This window comes from Pseudomonas sp. PDM22, from assembly GCF_014851965.1.
GTDB lineage: Bacteria > Pseudomonadota > Gammaproteobacteria > Pseudomonadales > Pseudomonadaceae > Pseudomonas.
Genome location: NZ_JACVAR010000002.1, coordinates 723,101 through 741,076 on the forward strand (window position 1 = coordinate 723,101; position 17,976 = coordinate 741,076).

Below are 17,976 nucleotides of genomic sequence, written 5' to 3' on the forward strand. Positions count from 1 at the left end.
TTCAAAACGGGCCTCGGTCGTAGGATGGCGTGGAGCGAAGCGATACCCATCGATATTTCGGCGCTGCCGGGTGATGGGTATCGCAAGCGCCACCCATCCTACGTAAGGTGCTTCCTTGCAATCAGGGTGCGACGTATTCCATGGATGAACTCATGCTGAACCGCTGTTTCCGCGCTGTTGCCGTCTCGCTGCTCCTCGCACTCGGCGGCTGCAGCTCGCTGCTGTTCTACCCCAGCGACGATGTCGCCATCACCCCCGCCCGCGCCAAGCTCGACTACCGTGACGTCACCCTGACCACCGCCGACGGCGTGAAGCTCGCCGGCTGGTGGTTGCCGGCGAAGGCGGGCGTGCCGGTGAAGGGCACCGTGCTGCACCTGCACGGCAACGGCGGCAACATGGCCTGGCACCTGGGCGGAGCCTACTGGCTGCCGGAGCAGGGCTACCAGGTGCTGATGGTGGATTACCGCGGCTACGGGCATTCCGAGGGCGAACCGAGCCTGCCGGCGATCTACCAGGACATCGACGCCGCCTTCGCCTGGCTGGACAAGGCGCCGGAAGTGCAGGGCAAGCCGGTGATCCTGCTCGGCCAGAGCCTGGGTGGCGCCATGGCCGTGCACTACCTGGGCCTGCACCCGGAGCGGCAGAAGCAGCTGCACGCGGTGGTGCTCGACGGCGTACCCGCCAGCTACCGCGATGTGGCGCAGTACACCCTGTCCACCAGCTGGCTGACCTGGCCGTTGCAGGTTCCGTTGTCCTGGCTGGTGCCCGACGGCGATAGCGCGATCCGCTCCATGCCGCGACTTTCTGGCGCACCCGTGCTGCTCTTCCACAGCATCGACGATACCATTGTGCCCCTGGACAACGGCCTGAGCCTCTACAAGGCCAAGCAGCCGCCGAAGGTCTTCCAGCTGACGCGCGGCAACCATGTGGAAACCTTCGGCGAACCCGTGTGGCGCGAAGTGATGCTGCGCTTCCTCGACGACCCGCAGCACTTCACCGGTTTGCGGCGCCTGGCTGAAGTCCCGAACTATCCCTCTCCGGCGAAGCCACAGGAATCGCAGGCGGACCCGAAACAACAAGGCAACCCATGAACGAGCGCAACCCGATCTCCTACATCCTCACCGTCATCGCCACCATCTTCGTCTCGGTCGGCACGCTCTGGTACTACGGCTACCTGCATTTCGCCAAGCCCGAGGACGCGCTGGAACTGACCCAGTTCACCATGCTGAAAAGCATCCCCGGCCAGGACAGCACCAAGCTTTCCCTGGACCCGGCCGACCAGCAGGCGCAGTGCATCGATGGCGTGCTGGTGATGTTCGACATGAGCCAGAAGGGCCTCACCGGCGTACTGGTCGACGGCCGCAAGCGCGCCGTGCGCTGCATGGGCGAGCAGACCCCGCAAGAGGTCAAGTGACGGCGAGCCCGCCGTCGCAGGCCAAGGGAGCAAGCACAGTGAGCCATCCCGAGATCCGCGTCTGGCAGGGCGACATCACCCGCCTCGACGTCGATGCCATCGTCAACGCAGCCAACAGCTCGCTGCTGGGCGGCGGTGGCGTCGATGGCGCCATCCACCGGGCCGCCGGCCCGGACCTGGTCCACGCCTGCCGCCCGCTGGGTGGCTGCAAGACCGGCCAGGCGAAGCTCACCGCCGGCTTTCGCCTGCCGGCGCGCTTCGTCATCCACACCGTCGGGCCGGTCTGGCGCGGCGGTGAGCACGGTGAGCCGGAGCTGCTCGCCCAGTGCTACCGCAACAGCCTGCAACTGGCCGAGGACAAGGGCCTCGCCAGCGTCGCATTCCCCGCTATCAGTACCGGCATCTACGGCTATCCCGCTGAAGCGGCAGCACAGGTCGCCGTGGACGAGCTGCGTCGTCCACGGGGGCAGGGAAGTTCGTTGAAGGAACTGGTGCTGGTGCCGTTCTCCGCCGAGATGGCGGAGCTGTATCGGCGTCTTCTGGCCTAGATCAAACGACGTATTCCGGGCGTCCGTCGTCAGTCCAGCGCTGATAACGCGCGTCGATGGCGGGGCTCAGCTTTGCGTAGTTGTCCCAGCTGTCGGTTACCGAATAGAGAGCCTCTTCATCCACGCCGAACGTCTCGAAGTAGTCATCGATATAGCGGCTGTCATGATCCAGGCCCCGGTAGTAGGCAATGGTGAACGCGTTGCCATGCGCAGCGAGGTCTTCGCCGATCAGCTTCTCGTCCAGCACCTCGATCAGGAACCGGGCCCCGGTCATGTCCTTGCGCTGCAGCGCCGCCACTGCTTCGGCGGCATCCTCGAGCAACTCGTCGCTGACCATTTCATTGAGGATCAGCCAGGCCAGGAACATACCGATGTGGGTGGCGGCGGCGGACGGCGGCAGGTCTTCGGGGAAGTCGCCTTCGTAGTGCCAGGAGGCGTCATCGTATTTCATGGGGGCTCCGACTGCAGTTGGGCCGCTGATTCTGCCAGATCGGTAAGCATATGGTTGGTGATGGGGCCCATCGTCGACGGGCCCCATGGGCGCGATCGCGCTCGATACGCTCTTCTAAAAGGCGGCCCGCTCCTACTGTGAAAGTAGGAGCGGGCGTTCTGCCGGATCAGTAGGCCCCACTCACCGAGGAGCGCGGCTGCACCGGATTGGCGTCGTTGGAAATGGTCACCTCGACGCGGCGGTTCATGGCCCGGCCGGCCGCAGTGCCGTTGCTCGATACCGGGTATTCCTTGCCGTAGCCACGGGCAACGACGCGGTCAGGCGTCACGCCCTGGCTGAGCAGCGCCAGGCGGATGGCGTCGGCGCGACGCTCCGACAGGCCCTGGTTGTAGGAGGATGAGCCGCTGCTGTCCGTGTAGCCCTCGACGATCACCTTGCGTTCCGGGTTCTGCTGCAGGTAACCCGCCAGGTTCTGCACGTTGCTCATCGCGCCCGGCTTGAGCTCGGCGCGATCGAGATCGAACAGCACGTCACCGAAGGACACCATGGTCCCGCGGGAAGTCTGCTTGGCGTTCAGCTCGCCCTTGAGCTTGTTCAGCTGTGCGGTACGGGCGTCGAGACGTGCCTGGGCGCGCTGGGCGGAGGTGTTCTTCAGCTGATCCTCGGCGTCGCGCAGGGCCACGGTCTGGTTGGCCAGTTCGATGCGCTGCTGAGTCAGGTAGGCCAGCTGGTCCACTTCCTTCTGGTTGGCGCCGTCGCGGTAGGCCTGGTCGGCCTTGGCCAGCCAGTCGCCGGCGTCCTTGGTTTCCAAGGCGGCCTGCTGGGTGGCCTGGGGCTCGGCCTGCAGGGCCTGGAAGTCGCCACGGGCTTTCTCCAGGTTGGCGTTGGGTGGCGTGGAGCAGGCGGCCAGGGCCAGGGCGAGAGTCGAGATGGCGGGCAGTACGATGAGTTTGTTCATGTCGAAATTCCTTATATGACCGGGCGTAGGGGCGGGATCACTGGGCCTGCTGCAGGCCTTCCTGACGCAACTCCATCACGCCCTGCTGGGCGTCCTTCACCGCGTTCTGGGCCTTCACGGCCTGGGACTTGCGCTCGGCCACGCGGGCGTCCCACTCGGCCTGCTGGGCCAGGTTGCGGGCCTGGTCGTATTCCTTGTCGTTCAGGGCGATACGCGCCTGGGCGAGCTTGTCCTGGGCGTTCTTGGTTTCCACCGGGGCGAACTCGGGGCCGCCGTTGCTGACGGCAGCATTCACCGCGGATTCGGTGACGGCCATCTGTTCGCTGGGCGGGTTACCGGCGCAGCCGGCCAGCAGCACGGCGCTGCCGAGGGCGAGCAACCCCAGGCGCCAGCTGCGCAGCGAGACACGGGTGGAAAGAGCAGGGACGGTTCGAGCGCTCTGAGATTTCAGTTCCATTGGGCGAATCCTCTGACGTTGGTAAGGGGTTCCCTCGGCGTTTCGATTGCCGGCGGATGCGGGCCGCTCTCCGGCGCAGTTCTGCCGTTCGGATAGCGAGCATCTGTTTAGGGGGCTATCTGTTTAGATGACTGGGGGTCTTGTCAGGGGGTTCAAAAAAAATGCCCGCCGTACAGGCGGGCATTCTTCGGTCATCGGCGTCGATCAGCCGCGATAGCGCAACAACCGCAGGCCGTTGAAGACCACCAGCAGGCTGGCGCCCATGTCGGCGAACACTGCCATCCACAGGGTGCCTTCGCCGGTCAGGGTGAGGGCGAGGAACACCGCCTTGATGCCCAGCGCCAGCGTGATGTTCTGGATCAGCACCCGGTGGGTCTGGCGCGACAGGCGAATGAAGGACGGCAGTTTGCGCAGGTCGTCGTCCATCAGCGCGACACCGGCGGTTTCGATGGCCGTGTCGGTACCCGCTGCGCCCATGGCGAAGCCGATGTCGGCGCGGGCCAGGGCCGGGGCGTCGTTGATGCCATCGCCTACCATGCCGACGCGCTTGCCGCCTTCCTGGCGCTGCTTCACTTCGCGCAGCTTGTCCTCGGGCAGCAGATTGCCCAGCGCCTCGTCGATACCGACCTGGGCGCCGATGGCGTTGGCGGTGTGGGGGTTGTCGCCGGTCAGCATCAGTGTCTTCACGCCCAGGTCGTGCAATTGGGCGACGGCTTCACGGCTGGTTTCCTTGACGCCATCGGCCACGGCGAACAGCGCCAGCGGGCCTTGCGCGTCGAGCAGCACGATGACCGTCTTGCCCTGCTGTTCGAGCGCGTCGAGGCGGGCTTCCAGCTCCTTCGAGCACAGCTCCAGCTCCTCCACCAGGCGGTGGTTGCCCAGGTGATAGGTGCGGCCGTCGATCTCGCCCTTCACGCCGCGGCCGGGCAGGGCGGTCAGCTCGCCGACGCTGTACAGCGCTATGTTGTCGGCCTCGGCGGCCTGGGCCACGGCGTGGGACACCGGGTGATCCGAGCGCGCAGCAAGGCTGGCGGCCAGGGTGCGCACGTCGCCGGCAGCGGATTCCCGCAGGGCGGTGAAGTCGGTCTGGCGCGGGCGGCCTTCGGTGAGGGTGCCGGTCTTGTCCAGGGCGATCCACTCCAGCGAACGGCCCATCTCCAGGAACACCCCGCCCTTGATCAGGATGCCCAGGCGAGCCGCCGCCGACAGGCCGCTGACGATGGTCACCGGCGTGGAAATCACCAGCGCGCAGGGGCAGGCGATCACCAGCAGCACCAGCGCGCGGTACACCCAGTCCAGCCAGGCGCCGCCGAAGAACAGCGGCGGCAGCAGCGCGGTGGCGATGGCGATGAGGAACACGACCGGGGTGTAGATGCGCGAGAACTGGTCGACGAAGCGCTGGGTCGGTGCGCGCGAGCCCTGGGCCTCTTCCACGGCGTGGATGATGCGTGCCAGGGTGCTGTCGTCGGCTACGCGGGTGACACGGTACTCCAGCGCACTTTCGCCGTTGATGGTGCCGGCGAACAGGGTGTCGCCGACCTGTTTTTCCACCGGCAGGCTCTCGCCGGTGATGGGCGCCTGGTTGACGCTGGAGCGGCCGTCGAGCACTTCGCCGTCCAGTGCGATGCGCTCGCCGGGGCGCACGCGCACCCGTGCGCCGAGGGCGACGGACTTGGCGGAGACTTCCTGCCACTGCCCATCCACCTGCACGGTGGCCTGCTCCGGGGCCAGCTGCAGCAGGCCGCGAATGGCGTTGCGCGCGCGCTCCAGCGACTTGGCTTCGATCAGCTCGGCGATGGCGAACAGTACCGCCACCATGGCCGCTTCCGGCCACTGGCCGATCAGCATGGCGCCGGTAACGGCAATGCTCATCAGGGCGTTGATGTTGAGGTTGCGGTTCTTCAGGGCGATCCAGCCCTTGCGGTAGGTCGGCAGGCCTGCACCGAGGATGGCAGCGACGGCCAGTGCGGCCACCAGCCATTGCGGGCCGATGGCGAACCACTCGAAGAACTCCGACGCAGCGGCGGCAACGGCGCCCAGGGCCAGCGGCCACCAGGGTTTCGGCCTGGCAGGCGGTGCGGACGCGGGGGCGTTTTCATCCACCGGTTCGGCCTGCATGCCGAGGGAGGCCACCAGCTTCTGCAGCGGTTCGATGCTGTCGAAGCGGTGCTGTACGCGCAGCAGGCGCTGCATCAGGTTGAAGTCCAGGTCCTCCACGGCGGACACGCGGCCCAGCGCGTCGCGCAGCAGGCGTTCCTCGGTGGGACAGTCCATGGCCTCGATGCGCAGGCTGGTCCAGCGCAGCTCGCCGCTGGCCGAGCCGGCCGCGGCCGTGGCGGCACTTTCGGCACGCGCACTGCGATCTTCGCCCTGATCATGGGTGTGATCGTGATCGTGATCGTGATCGTGATCGTGATCGTGATCGTGAGCATGGCCGTGGTCATGCTTGCGCGGGGCAGGTTCGGCAGCCGGGGCGCGCAGCAGCGCGCCTTTGTCGCAGCCGCAGCAATCGGTGGCATCATGTTCACGGTCCTGTACAGGGCCGTGAATGGTCGGCCCCTGGCGATTGGCAGTCATGTCGTCCGTTCCTGTTTGACGAGTTGCTGCCGATTGCACACCCTGTAGCAACTACAGAGTCAAGTGTCCCTTGGCGAGGAGTCGAAAATGAAGATCGGTGAACTGACGAAACTGACCGGCTGCCCGGTGGAGACCATCCGCTACTACGAGCGCGAAGGACTGCTGCCCGCGCCATCGCGCAGCGAAGGCAACTACCGGCAGTACGACGCCAGCCACGTCGAGCGGCTGTCGTTCATCCGCCATTGCCGTTCGCTGGACATGACCCAGGACGAGATCCGCATTCTCCTCGGCCTGCGCGACCGCCCCGAATCCGACTGCGGCACCGCCAACCGGCTGATCGACGAGCACCTGCACCACGTCGAGGTGCGCATCGCCGAGCTGCAGTCGCTCAGCCAGCAACTGCGCGACCTGCGCGCGCAGTGCCAGGGAGAGGGCAGCAGCGAGGATTGCGGCATCCTGCGCGAGCTGGAGCAGCCGGCGGAGCCGTCGGTGATTCCGGAGGCCTGCGCGGAGGCGGGGCATTTGCATGTGCCCGGCGTTCACGGCCGGCATTGATCCCATCCGTTGGGACCGCGCTATGGGCCCGTTCCTACCGGATAGATCTGTGCTCGGATCGGCCCTCACCCTAACCCTGGCTGCGCGCCCCGCTCAGAGGGAGAGGGGACCGTTCGGTGCCGGATGAAATCACAGCGTCAGCCGGCACGATTTGCTCCCTCTCCCTGAGGGAGAGGGCTGGGGTGAGGGGGAAAGCACAAACACGGAACTACCAGTCGTAGGGCGCATAACGCGCCAGCGTTATCCGCCGATTGAGTAGCCGGCGGATAACCTGTTCCAGGTTATCCGCCCTACGAAAAACCAAACGCCCCGGCATCTGCCGGGGCGTTTGCATTCAGGAGTGCTCGGCCTCCGTCAGCTCATGCAGGTACTTGCGCGATAGCGCGAGGAAACGCGGCGTAGGGCCGATGTCCTCGTAGATCGGGTCGCCCTGTTCGTCCTGGGCCACTACCTTGGTCCCCTGCACGTAGGGGAAGCTCGCCTCCAGCTCTTCCAGCGCCGCACTGACCAGTTCTCCCAGCAGTTCCTCGACGCTGCGCTTGGGGTACATGTCATGCAGCGCGGCCAGACGCGCGGCCGTCTCGACGTCCAGCGGAATGCTGTACTGGTGGTTGGTCATGCGCCCCCTGGCGTTCTTTTCCCAATGGCGTACCAGCTCGCGGATTTTCATGTTCACCTCTAGGGTCGTTACGTGGCGGTCGGCCCTCGTGAGGTCGCCGCAGGTTTTCCCATCGATGGGGATAACTTTCAGCCTAGACGTTGTCCGAGCAGGATTGCGGGCGTTCGTCGAGCGCTTGCCTGCCGGCTGCGCCGGCGGCACTGTAAACCCTGCGACGCCCTTTCTCTCTCTGATCCAGGAGACTGCGATGCCGGATATCGATGCGCGCCTGCGCGAGGACGTTCACCTGCTCGGCGAGCTGCTCGGGCAGACCATTCGCGCCCAGTACGGGCAGGGCTTTCTCGACAAGATCGAGCTGATCCGCACTGGCGCCAAGGCCGCCCGGCGCGGCTCCGCCGAAGGCGCCAAGCAGCTCACCGCGACCCTCGACGGCCTGGGCGAAGATGAACTGCTGCCGGTGGCGCGCGCCTTCAACCAGTTCCTCAACCTGGCCAACATCGCCGAGCAGTACCACCGTATCCGCCGGCGCACGCCTAAGGAGCCGGAGCCCTTCGAGAATCGTGTGCTCGCCGAACTGCTGGGCCGCCTGCGCAAGTCCGGCCTGGGCGCCGAGGGCCTGGCGCGTCAGGTGGCGGACCTGGAGATCGAGCTGGTGCTCACCGCGCACCCCACCGAGGTGGCGCGCCGCACGCTGATCCAGAAGTACGACGCCATTGCCGGGCAACTGGCCGCCGGCGACCATTCCGACCTGCTGCCCGAAGAGCGCCAGGCGGTGCAGGAAAAACTCCAGCGCCTGATCGCTGAAGCCTGGCACACCGACGAGATCCGCCGTACCCGTCCGACCCCGGTGGACGAGGCGAAATGGGGGTTCGCGGTGATCGAGCATTCCCTCTGGCACGCCTTGCCGGCCTTCCTCCGCCATGTCGATCGAACCCTGCAGGCAACCCTGGGCGAGCGCCTGCCACTGGGCGCCGCGCCGATCCGCTTCGCCTCCTGGATGGGCGGCGACCGCGACGGCAACCCCAACGTCACCGCCGCCATCACCCGTGAGGTGCTGCTGCTGGCGCGCTGGATGGCGGCCGACCTCTATCTGCGCGACGTCGACAGCCTGGCCGCCGAGCTCTCCATGCAGCAGGCCAGCGATGAGCTGCGCGGCGAGGTCGGCGACCTTGCCGAGCCCTATCGCGCACTGCTCAAGCAACTGCGCGAACGCCTGCGCGCCACCCGCGCCTGGGCCGAGCGCGCCATCCACAGCGGCGAGGAGCCGGGCGCCGAGGTGCTGCAGGACAACCGTGAACTGCTGGAGCCGCTGCAACTCTGCTATCGCTCGTTGCAGGCCTGCGGCATGGGCGTGATCGCCGATGGCGACCTGCTCGATACCCTGCGCCGCGCCGCCACTTTCGGGCTGTTCCTGGCGCGGCTGGACGTGCGTCAGGACTCCACGCGCCACGCCAATGCCATGGCCGAGATCACCGAGCACCTGGGCCTGGGCAACTACACCGAGTGGGACGAAAGCGTGCGCCAGGAATTCCTCCTGGAAGAACTGGCCAGCCGCCGCCCGCTGTTGCCGGCCAATTACCAGGCCTCGGCCGAGACCGCCGAAGTCCTCGCCACCTGCCGTGTGGTGGCGCAGGCGCCGGCCGCCTCGTTGGGTTCCTACGTCATCTCCATGGCCGGGCAGCCGTCCGACGTGCTCGCCGTGCAACTGCTGCTCAAGGAATGCGGGCTGGAGCGGCCGATGCGCGTGGTGCCGCTGTTCGAGACCCTGGATGACCTGGACAACGCCGGCCCCTGCATCGACCGCCTGCTCAGCCTGGACAGCTACCGAACCCGCCTGGCCGGGCCGCAGGAAGTGATGATCGGCTACTCCGACTCGGCCAAGGACGCCGGCACCCTGGCCGCGGCCTGGGCGCAGTACCGCGCGCAGGAGGCGCTGGTGGACATCTGTCGCAACCATGGTGTCGAGCTGCTGCTGTTCCACGGCCGTGGCGGCACCGTCGGGCGTGGCGGCGGCCCGGCCCACGCGGCGATCCTCTCGCAGCCGCCGGGCTCGGTGGCCGGGCGTTTCCGCACCACCGAGCAGGGCGAGATGATCCGCTTCAAGTTCGGCCTGCCGGACATCGCCGAGCAGAACCTCAACCTCTACCTGGCCGCCGTGCTGGAGGCCACCCTGCAGCCGCCGCCGGTGCCCGAGCCAGCCTGGCGCGAGGAGATGGACCGCCTGGCCGCCGATGGCGTACTCGCCTACCGTGCGGTGGTGCGGGAGAACCCGCAGTTCGTCGATTACTTCCGCGAGGCCACGCCGGAGCAGGAGCTGGGCCGCCTGCCGCTGGGCAGCCGCCCGGCCAAGCGCCGCGAGGGCGGGGTGGAAAGCTTGCGCGCGATCCCCTGGATCTTCGCCTGGACCCAGACGCGCCTGATGCTGCCGGCCTGGCTGGGCTGGGAAGATGCCCTGTTCAAGGCCATCGAGCGCGGTGAAGGCGCACTGCTGGGGCGCATGCGCAAGGAGTGGCCGTTCTTCACCACGCGCATCGACATGCTGGAGATGGTGCTGGCCAAGGCTGACCGGGAAATTGCCCAACTCTACGACGAGCGACTGGTGCAATCGGAACTGCGACCATTAGGTGCGCATTTACGCGACCTATTGTCGCAGTCGGTGCGAGTGGTGCTGGGGCTTACAGGGCAATCGCAGCTGCTCGCCCACGCCGCCGAGACGCGCGAATCCATCGGCGTGCGCAACACCTACCTGGACCCGCTGCACCTGCTCCAGGCCGAGCTGCTGGCGCGCTCGCGGCGCTGCACGGGCGATGCCTGCGGCGGTCTGGAGCAAGCCATGCTGGTGACAGTGGCCGGTATTGCGGCGGGGCTGCGAAATACCGGCTGAGGGTCGGCAACCCCCCACCAAAGGTGGATTGCCGCGCCGCCAATTGAGATTAATTTGATGGCTGATCCCGGGTGCGGAAACGGCCCGGGATCGGCGTGCGCAGTCCCCATGGCCGGCTTGTGTGGTGTGGGACCGCTGTGTATCGTGAGCAACCTTTCGGCGCACCTCTGCGCCATTCCAAGCATGATGAGATTGGCCCCACGAGGCGGATCCGTGATTTCGCTTAACAAGTATTAAGGAGCATATCGATGCGTGTGATTCTGCTCGGGGCGCCCGGTGCCGGCAAAGGTACCCAGGCTCGCTTCATCACTGAGAAGTTTGGCATTCCGCAGATTTCCACCGGCGACATGCTGCGTGCAGCGGTCAAGGCTGGCACCGAGCTCGGCCTGCAGGCCAAGAGCGTAATGGACGCCGGCGGCCTGGTTTCCGATGACCTGATCATCAACCTGGTCAAGGAGCGTATCGCCCAGCCCGACTGCGCCAAGGGTTTCCTGTTCGACGGCTTCCCGCGCACCATTCCCCAGGCCGAGGCCATGAAGGAAGCGGGCGTCTCCATCGACCACGTGGTCGAGATCGCCGTGGACGACGAGGAAATCGTCGGCCGTATCGCCGGTCGCCGCGTTCACCCGGCCTCGGGTCGCGTCTACCACGTCGAGCACAACCCGCCGAAAGTGGCTGGCAAGGACGATGAGACCGGCGAAGAGCTGATCCAGCGCGAAGACGACAAGGAAGCCACCGTGCGTCACCGCCTGTCGGTCTACCACTCGCAGACCAAGCCGCTGGTCGACTTCTACCAGAAGCTGGCGGATGCGCAGGGCACTCCGAAGTACACCCGCGTCGAGGGTGTCGGTTCGGTCGAGCAGATCACCTCCAAGGTGCTCGGCGCTCTGAACTGATCCATCGCCGTATCAGCCAAAGGCCCGCACATGCGGGCCTTTGGCGTTTATAATGCCCGCCCGTTTTTATCGCCCTGTTCTCAACGTCCTATGGAAAACACCATGCCCACGCTGCTGGCCCTGGATACCTCGACCGAAGCCTGTTCCGTCGCCCTGCTGCATGACGGCCGCCGGTTCGTACGCCACGAGGTGATCCCGCGCCTGCATGCCCAGCGTCTGCTGCCCATGGTGCAGGACATCCTCGCCGAGGCCGGCATCGCGCTCTCCGCCGTCGACGCCATCGCCTTCGGTCGCGGCCCCGGCGCCTTCACCGGCGTGCGGATCGCCATCGGCGTGGTGCAGGGCCTGGCGTTCGCGCTGCAGAAACCGGTGCTGCCGATCTCCGACCTGGCCGTGCTCGCCCAGCGCGCCTACCGTGAGCACGGCGCCCATCAGGTGGCTGCGGCCATCGATGCGCGCATGGACGAGGTGTACTGGGGCTGCTACCGCCTGGAGCAGGGCGAGATGCGCCTGGCCGGCGCCGAGGCGGTACTGCCGCCCGAGCGTGTCGAGCTGCCGCGCGATGCCCAGGGCGACTGGTTCGGCTCCGGCACCGGCTGGGGCTTCGAAGAGCGCCTGGCGGTGAAGGTTGCCGCCTGTGATTCCAGCCTGCTGCCGCACTCCGAAGACCTGCTGACCCTGGCCGAATTCGCCTGGACCCGCGGCGATGCGGTTGACGCAGAGCAGGCCCAGCCGGTCTACCTGCGCGACAACGTGGCGACCCCCAAGCAAGCCTGACATGTGCCAATTGACCGCAGTCGCGCGCGGTCGCTAGAGTGATGGGCATTCCCACCGAGTTTTCGCCATGCGTATCGACGGCTTTACCTCCACATCCCAGACCACGGAGCGCAGTTCCCGCACGGGCACTGCTGTCACTCCGTTCCGGGAAGTGCAGCGTGACGTCGAGACCCGCCGCGAGCAGCCCGCGCCGACCTCGGCCAGCCAGGGGCTCGACTCGCAATCGCAGACCCGCCGTGTGGAGTCCTCCAACGCCAGCAGCTACAGCTTGCCGGCGACCCTGCGCGACAACCTCGACTACCAGCGCCCGCTGACCTCCCGCGCGGCCCAGGCGCTCGCCAGCTACACCAGCACCGCCAGCATGGTCAGCCAGTACGAAGGCCAGGAAGTCGTCGGTCTCGACCTCTACGCCTGATGCAACTGCCGTATTTCCTGGGCTGCCCTTCGTGGAACGAGCCCGCCTGGCGCGGCACTTTCTATCCCGCCGACCTGCGCCCCGCCGAAACACTGTCCTTCTACGCCCAGGTGTTCAACGCCGTGGAAGGCAACACCACCTTCTACGCCCGCCCCAACGCCGACACCCTCGCGCGCTGGGCGCAAACCATGCCTGAGACCTTCCGCTTCTGCGCCAAGCTGCCGCGCGACATCAGTCACGAAGGCGACCTGCGCGGCCAGCTGGAAAACACCCGGGACTTCCTCGCGCTGCTGGCGCCGCTGGGCCAGCGCGTGGCGCCGCTGTGGCTGCAGGTTTCCGCGAGCTTCGGCCCGGATCGCCTGGGCGAGCTGGCTGCCTGGCTGGATGAGTTCTCCGAGCGGCGCATCGCCGTGGAGGTGCGCCACCCGGCGTTCTTCGCCAAGGGCGACGAGGAGCGGGCGTTGAACCGCCTGCTGCTGGACCGTGGCGTCGAACGCATCTGCCTGGACTCGCGGGCGTTGTTCGCCGTGCAGTCCGATGATCCGGCCGTGCTCCATGCCCAGTCGAAGAAGCCCAAGGTGCCGGTGCGCCCGGCAGCCTTCAGCGACAGCCCGCAGGTGCGCTTCATCGGCGGCCCCGATCTGGACGCCAATCTCGTCCATCTCGCGCCCTGGGTTGGCAAGGTTGCCGAGTGGATCGAACAGGGCCTGACGCCCTACGTCTTCCTCCACACTCCGGACAACCACCGCGCCGCCGAACAGGCGCAGCGCTTCCACGCCTTGCTGCGAGAGCGCCTGCCGGGGCTGCCACCGCTGTTCGAGCCCAAGCCGGAAGTGGAACAGCTCGGCCTGCTCTGAGCCGCCAACTGTGCATGGCGCCCTGCAGGCGAGGGGACTAACCTGCTCCTTCCCTCGTTCGGCACGGAGACAGCCATGACCAACCAACAGCAACGCGGCGAAGCCTTCCGCGCGCTGCACCAGCGCGACGGCCTGTTCGTCCTGCCCAATCCCTGGGATGCCGGCTCGGCGAAGATGCTCGCCCACCTGAGCTTTGAAGCCCTGGCGACCACCAGCGCAGGGTTGGCCTTCGCGCTCGGCCGGCGCGACGCCGAAGGTACGGTGAGCCGTGACGAAGCGCTGGCCAATGCCCGCGCGATAGTCGAAGCGACGCCGCTGCCGGTCGCTGCCGACCTGGAGAACGGCTACGGCGATGCAGCGGAAGACTGCGCTGAAACCATCCGTCTGGCCGCTGCTTGCGGGCTGGTTGGCGGTTCCATCGAAGACGCCACCGGCCGCCCGGATGCGCCGATCTACCCGCTGGAGCTGGCAGTCGAGCGCGTCGCTGCCGCCGTGCAGGCCGCCCGCGCGTTGCCGTTCACCTTCACCCTGGCGGCGCGGGCGGAGAATTTCCTGCACGGCCGCGTCGACCTGGACGACACCATCCGCCGTCTGGTGGCCTTCGCTGAAGCCGGCGCCGACGTGCTCTATGCGCCGGGCCTGAAGACCCGCGAGGAAATCGCCGCCGTCGTCAGCGCCGTGGCGCCGCGCCCGGTCAACGTGCTGGTGGGCTCGCCGGCGCTGCAGCTGAATCTGGAGGAACTGGCCGAGTTGGGTGTAAAGCGCGTCAGCGTCGGCTCTTGTCTGGCGCGGGCGGCCTACGGTGCGTTCTTCAGCGCCTCCGAAGCCCTGGCCAAAGGCGACCTGACGCCGATGCACGGCGCCATGCCGTTCGACCGGATCAACGGGTTGTTCCGGGGCTGAGCCTTGCGCTGGTGGTTGCTCGGATTCGTCGTCATATGCGCCGGCATGGCGTTGGCGCTGCAGCAGCGCTGGATCGAGGTGCCAGGCCGTTGGAATCCCTGGGTGCCGCTGGATGTGCGCGACGAGCCGAACCTGCTGACGCGCTACAAGCTCTGGCGCCTGCGTGATGATGCGCAGTTGTGCCAGTTGGCGCTGCAAAGCTCCGACCTCAAGGCGCAGGCCATGGCCGACAGCGAACCCGTGGCCGGCTGCCCGTTGCACAACGTCTGGCGCGTGCAGGCTGCCGGGGTGAAGCTGAGCAGCAGCTTCCTCGCCAGTTGCCCGCTGGCGGTGAGTTTTGCGCTGTTCGAGCGCCATTCCCTGCAACCGGCCGCGCGGGAAATCTACGGCCAGCCGGTGGTGGCAGTGGAGCACCTGGGCAGCTTCGCCTGCCGCAATATCTACGGCCGCGCCGACGCTCGGCGCAGCCAGCATGCCACGGCCAACGCGCTGGACGTTGCCGCCTTCCGCCTGGCCGATGGCCGGCGCATCGTGGTAGCGAAAGACTGGAGCGGAGATGGCGACGCCGCGCGCTTCCTGCGTGCCGTGCGCGACCGCGCGTGCGGCAACTTCGACGGCGTGCTCGGGCCGGACTACAACCGCGCGCACCACGATCACTTCCACCTCGACCTGGGCGGCTGGCAGATCTGCCGTTGAGCCTGCCCGCTGCGTGCTGCGGTAGAATGGCGGCTTTTCCCAGGATCGCCCCGTCATGACCGAAGTCCTCACCCCGCCGCGCATCGTCGTCCAGGCGCTGGCGCCTGCCTGGCAGGCCGCCGCCGAGCAGTGGGCGCAGCGGCTCGGTCTGTCGATGGGCGAGGGCGATGCCGATTTCGCCCTGCAGTTGGGTGATGACGGCTTGCAGCTGCTGCAGCTGGGGCCGGATTCGCCCGGCCCGGTGCGGGTGGATTTCCTCGAAGGGTCTGCTGCGCATCGCCGGCAGTTCGGCGGCGGCGCCGGGCAGATGATCGCCAAGGCCGTCGGCATCCAGCAGGGCGTGCGTCCTCGTGTGCTGGACGCCACCGCTGGCCTGGGCAAGGACGCCTTCGTACTGGCGACCCTGGGGTGCGAGATGGACCTGACCGAGCGCCAGCCGATCATCGCCGCGCTGCTGGAAGACGGCCTGGCCCGTGCGGCGGGGGATTTCGAGGTGGGCGCCATCGTCGCGCGCATGCGCCTGCTGCAGGGCAACTCCATCGAGCGCATGACCGCGTGGGAAGGGGAGGCGCCGCAGGTGATCTACCTCGACCCGATGTTCCCGCACCGCGACAAGAGCGCACTGGTGAAGAAGGAAATGCGTCTGTTCCGTCCGCTGGTGGGCGATGACCTCGACGCTCCGGCGCTGCTGGAGGCGGCACTGAAACTGGCCAGCCACCGGGTGGTGGTCAAGCGCCCGCGCAAGGCGCCGATCATCGAGGGCGGCAAGCCCAGCTACAGCCTGGAAGGCAAGTCCAGCCGCTATGACATCTATCCGCTGAAAAGCCTGAAGGGCTGAGTTTTCTTTTCCCGGCCGAGCGATCCGTGCTTGCGCTTCCCCCTCACCCCAGCCCTCTCCCTCAGGGAGAGGGAGTCGCCCGCGCCGGCTGACACTATGGTTTCATCCTGTGCCGAACGGTCCCCTCTCCCGCTTGCGGGAGAGGGTTAGGGTGAGGGGCTTTTGATCTCGACGCGTTTTCTCGCGATTAGCCGATTACGGCTGTTCAGCCCGTAGGGCGCATAACGCGCCAGCGTTATCCGCCGCCATGGCATCGGCGGATAACCCGTTCCGGGTTATGCGCCCTACGGTGAGCATCAGGGCGCAAAGGCCCTGAGGAATAACGCCACCACTTCCTGCACATGCGCCTCGGCTTCTTCCGCGGTCGGCGGATTCTCGCAGCCGATCATCAGGCGGAAGTGCACGCAGCCCTGCACCAGCATCAGGAAATGCTCGGCGGCTCGACGCGGGCAGTCCATCTTCATCTTGCCCTGCTGGCGGGCCTGCTCCAGCAGGCGCTCCATCTGGTCCAGCACGCGCTGCGGACCGGCCTCGAAGAACAGCTGCGAGAGATGCGGGTTGCCCGCGCCCTGGGCCACCATCAGCCGGCTCAGGGCAATCGCCTCGGGGCTGTTGATCAACTGATTGAAGCCGCGACCCAGGTTCAGCAGCAGGCTTTCCAGCGGCGCGTCGGCCGGCGGCTCGGCGAACAGCTCGGGCATGCGCTCGGCGCACTTGGCCTGCACCGCCTCGACGAACAACGTCTCCTTGTCCGTGAAGTGGCTGTACACGGTGAGCTTGGACACCCCGGCCTCGGCGGCGATGGCCTCCATGCTGCTGCCGTCGTAGCCGTAGCGGACGAACAGCTCCTTGGCGGCTTCGAGAATGGCCTTGCGCTTGGCCGGATCCTTGGGGCGACCCGGTCCGTTCGATGAGTTCGTTGGTGACATGTCTTTACATTTCTAATACTGGACTGATGGGTTCTGTATTTTTACTATACCGGCGAGTATAAGAATTCCAACCGCGTTTTGCGAAAGGTCACACATCATGTTCCGCCATGCTCTGTCTGTCGCGCTGCCTGCTGCCTTCATCCTGTCCCTTTCCGCCTGCGGTAACGGCGAGCCGCCGAAGCCCGCGGTACGCCCTGCCATCGTGGTGCAGCCGCTGCCGGCGCGGGATATCACCGAGGCCTATCCCGGTGAAGTGCATGCGCGCCATGAGCCGGAACTGGCCTTCCGCATCGGCGGAAAAGTCAGCAAGCGTCTGGTGGAAACCGGCGAACGGGTGAAGAAGGACCAGCCGCTGGCGGAACTCGATCCTGAAGACGTCCGCCTGCAGCTCGAAGCCACGCGCGCCCAGGTGGCCGCAGCCGAAGCCAACCTGCAGACGGTGCGCTCCGAATACGCCCGCTACAAGACCCTGCTGGAGCGCCAGCTGGTCAGCCAGTCGCAGTTCGACAACATCGAGAACACCTACCGCGCCGGCGAGGCGCGGGTTAAGCAGATTCGCGCCGAGTACGACGTGGCCAGCAACCAGGCCGGCTACGCGGTGCTGCGCTCGCCCCAGGATGGCGTGATCGCCACCCGCCGGGTGGAAGTGGGGCAGGTGGTCGCCGCCGGGCAGACCGTCTTCACCCTGGCCGCCGATGGTGATCGCGAAGTGCTGATCAGCTTCCCCGAACATGCCTTCGAACGCTTCCGCGTCGGCGAGGCGGTGAGCGTCGAACTCTGGTCGCAGCGCGACAAGCGCTTCAGCGGCAAGATCCGTGAACTGTCGCCGGCGGCCGATCCGCAGTCGCGCACCTTTGCCGCGCGGGTGGCGTTCGACGATGCCAAGGTGCCGGCCGAGCTGGGCCAGAGCGCCCGCGTCTACATCCATGCCGAGGGCACCGTGCCGCTCGCCGTGCCGCTCGCCGCGCTGACGTCCGAAGCCGGCCAGCCGTTCGTCTGGGTAGTCGATCCGAAAACTTCCACCCTGCATCGCCGCCCGGTGCGCATCGGCCCCTACGCCGAAGACCGCGTGCCAGTGCTCGAAGGCCTGAAGGATGGCGACTGGGTGGTGGCGGCGGGTGTGCAGGTGCTGCGTGAAGGTCAGGAGGTACGGCCTGTCGACCGGGAGAACCGGTCGGTCAAGCTGGTGGCGAAGGAGTAAC

General features: G+C 67.0%; 19 protein-coding genes. 13 read left to right on the plus strand and 6 right to left on the minus strand.

The features are described from left to right. Nucleotides 1-152 precede the first annotated feature (152 nt). From IB255_RS08975 to IB255_RS08985, 3 genes are read left to right on the plus strand one after another with little or no spacing between them, the layout of a single operon-like run. Nucleotides 153-1,091 (plus strand): alpha/beta hydrolase, encoded by a 939-nt coding sequence (locus tag IB255_RS08975; protein ID WP_081517832.1) that lies wholly within the window; start codon nucleotides 153-155, stop codon nucleotides 1,089-1,091. Next, nucleotides 1,088-1,414 carry a hypothetical protein gene (locus tag IB255_RS08980; RefSeq protein WP_081517833.1) on the plus strand — a complete coding sequence of 109 codons (327 nt, stop codon included), beginning with the start codon at nucleotides 1,088-1,090 and terminating at the stop codon, nucleotides 1,412-1,414. Before IB255_RS08975 ends, IB255_RS08980 begins: the two co-directional genes overlap by 4 nt. Before the next feature lie 38 nt (nucleotides 1,415-1,452). After that, nucleotides 1,453-1,962, plus strand: coding sequence for an O-acetyl-ADP-ribose deacetylase (locus IB255_RS08985; protein ID WP_192210102.1), 510 nt, complete (start codon nucleotides 1,453-1,455; stop codon nucleotides 1,960-1,962). Nucleotide 1,963: 1 nt separating this feature from the next. Here the strand turns inward: IB255_RS08985 and IB255_RS08990 are convergent, their stop codons facing one another. From IB255_RS08990 to IB255_RS09005, 4 genes are all read right to left on the minus strand, one after another. Next, a complete protein-coding gene (locus tag IB255_RS08990) occupies nucleotides 1,964-2,413 on the minus strand; it encodes a hypothetical protein (protein WP_192210103.1) in 450 nt (149 codons plus the stop codon). A gap of 166 nt (nucleotides 2,414-2,579) precedes the next feature. Next, the gene (locus IB255_RS08995) at nucleotides 2,580-3,371 is read right to left on the minus strand and encodes an OmpA family protein (protein WP_081517836.1); all 792 of its coding nucleotides are present in this window, start codon (nucleotides 3,369-3,371) and stop codon (nucleotides 2,580-2,582) included. A gap of 37 nt (nucleotides 3,372-3,408) precedes the next feature. Then, nucleotides 3,409-3,828, minus strand: coding sequence for a DUF4398 domain-containing protein (locus IB255_RS09000; RefSeq protein WP_081517837.1), 420 nt, complete (start codon nucleotides 3,826-3,828; stop codon nucleotides 3,409-3,411). Between the two features lie 204 nt (nucleotides 3,829-4,032). After that, the gene (locus IB255_RS09005; protein ID WP_225594733.1) at nucleotides 4,033-6,405 is read right to left on the minus strand and encodes a heavy metal translocating P-type ATPase; all 2,373 of its coding nucleotides are present in this window, start codon (nucleotides 6,403-6,405) and stop codon (nucleotides 4,033-4,035) included. 87 nt (nucleotides 6,406-6,492) lie between these two features. On the opposite strand from IB255_RS09005, the gene cadR reads away from it, so the two are divergent. Beyond that, nucleotides 6,493-6,960, plus strand: a complete 468-nt coding sequence (gene cadR / locus IB255_RS09010) for a Cd(II)/Pb(II)-responsive transcriptional regulator (protein ID WP_192210104.1) — start codon at nucleotides 6,493-6,495, stop codon at nucleotides 6,958-6,960. Between the two features lie 334 nt (nucleotides 6,961-7,294). Here the strand turns inward: cadR and IB255_RS09015 are convergent, their stop codons facing one another. After that, nucleotides 7,295-7,630 carry a pilin assembly protein gene (locus IB255_RS09015; protein WP_081517840.1) on the minus strand — a complete coding sequence of 112 codons (336 nt, stop codon included), beginning with the start codon at nucleotides 7,628-7,630 and terminating at the stop codon, nucleotides 7,295-7,297. A gap of 196 nt (nucleotides 7,631-7,826) precedes the next feature. On the opposite strand from IB255_RS09015, the gene ppc reads away from it, so the two are divergent. The 8 genes from ppc (at nucleotide 7,827) to IB255_RS09055 (ending at nucleotide 15,845) form a co-directional block, all read left to right on the plus strand. Continuing rightward, nucleotides 7,827-10,463, plus strand: a complete 2,637-nt coding sequence (gene ppc / locus IB255_RS09020) for a phosphoenolpyruvate carboxylase (protein WP_192210105.1) — start codon at nucleotides 7,827-7,829, stop codon at nucleotides 10,461-10,463. A gap of 248 nt (nucleotides 10,464-10,711) precedes the next feature. Further along, a complete protein-coding gene (adk, locus tag IB255_RS09025; protein WP_081517842.1) occupies nucleotides 10,712-11,359 on the plus strand; it encodes an adenylate kinase in 648 nt (215 codons plus the stop codon). A 102-nt stretch (nucleotides 11,360-11,461) separates the two neighbouring features. Continuing rightward, nucleotides 11,462-12,136 carry a tRNA (adenosine(37)-N6)-threonylcarbamoyltransferase complex dimerization subunit type 1 TsaB gene (gene tsaB / locus IB255_RS09030; RefSeq protein WP_192210106.1) on the plus strand — a complete coding sequence of 225 codons (675 nt, stop codon included), beginning with the start codon at nucleotides 11,462-11,464 and terminating at the stop codon, nucleotides 12,134-12,136. 67 nt (nucleotides 12,137-12,203) lie between these two features. After that, a complete protein-coding gene (locus IB255_RS09035; RefSeq protein WP_151186248.1) occupies nucleotides 12,204-12,551 on the plus strand; it encodes a hypothetical protein in 348 nt (115 codons plus the stop codon). Then, a complete protein-coding gene (locus IB255_RS09040; RefSeq protein ID WP_139791533.1) occupies nucleotides 12,548-13,408 on the plus strand; it encodes a DUF72 domain-containing protein in 861 nt (286 codons plus the stop codon). The genes IB255_RS09035 and IB255_RS09040 overlap by 4 nt, the downstream gene beginning before the upstream one ends. A 75-nt stretch (nucleotides 13,409-13,483) precedes the next feature. Next, nucleotides 13,484-14,311, plus strand: a complete 828-nt coding sequence (locus tag IB255_RS09045) for an isocitrate lyase/PEP mutase family protein (RefSeq protein ID WP_081517846.1) — start codon at nucleotides 13,484-13,486, stop codon at nucleotides 14,309-14,311. A 45-nt stretch (nucleotides 14,312-14,356) separates the two neighbouring features. Then, a complete protein-coding gene (locus tag IB255_RS09050) occupies nucleotides 14,357-15,007 on the plus strand; it encodes an extensin family protein (protein WP_192210107.1) in 651 nt (216 codons plus the stop codon). 55 nt (nucleotides 15,008-15,062) lie between these two features. Next, entirely contained in the window at nucleotides 15,063-15,845 is a 783-nt protein-coding gene (locus tag IB255_RS09055) for a class I SAM-dependent methyltransferase (protein ID WP_192210108.1), read from the plus strand. Between the two features lie 296 nt (nucleotides 15,846-16,141). On the opposite strand, the gene IB255_RS09060 is transcribed toward IB255_RS09055, so the two are convergent. Then, nucleotides 16,142-16,774, minus strand: coding sequence for a TetR/AcrR family transcriptional regulator (locus tag IB255_RS09060; RefSeq protein WP_081517849.1), 633 nt, complete (start codon nucleotides 16,772-16,774; stop codon nucleotides 16,142-16,144). 97 nt (nucleotides 16,775-16,871) lie between these two features. Here IB255_RS09060 and IB255_RS09065 point away from each other — a divergent pair, with 97 nt between their 5' ends. Further along, nucleotides 16,872-17,975, plus strand: a complete 1,104-nt coding sequence (locus tag IB255_RS09065) for an efflux RND transporter periplasmic adaptor subunit (RefSeq protein WP_081517850.1) — start codon at nucleotides 16,872-16,874, stop codon at nucleotides 17,973-17,975. Nucleotide 17,976: the final 1 nt, after the last annotated feature.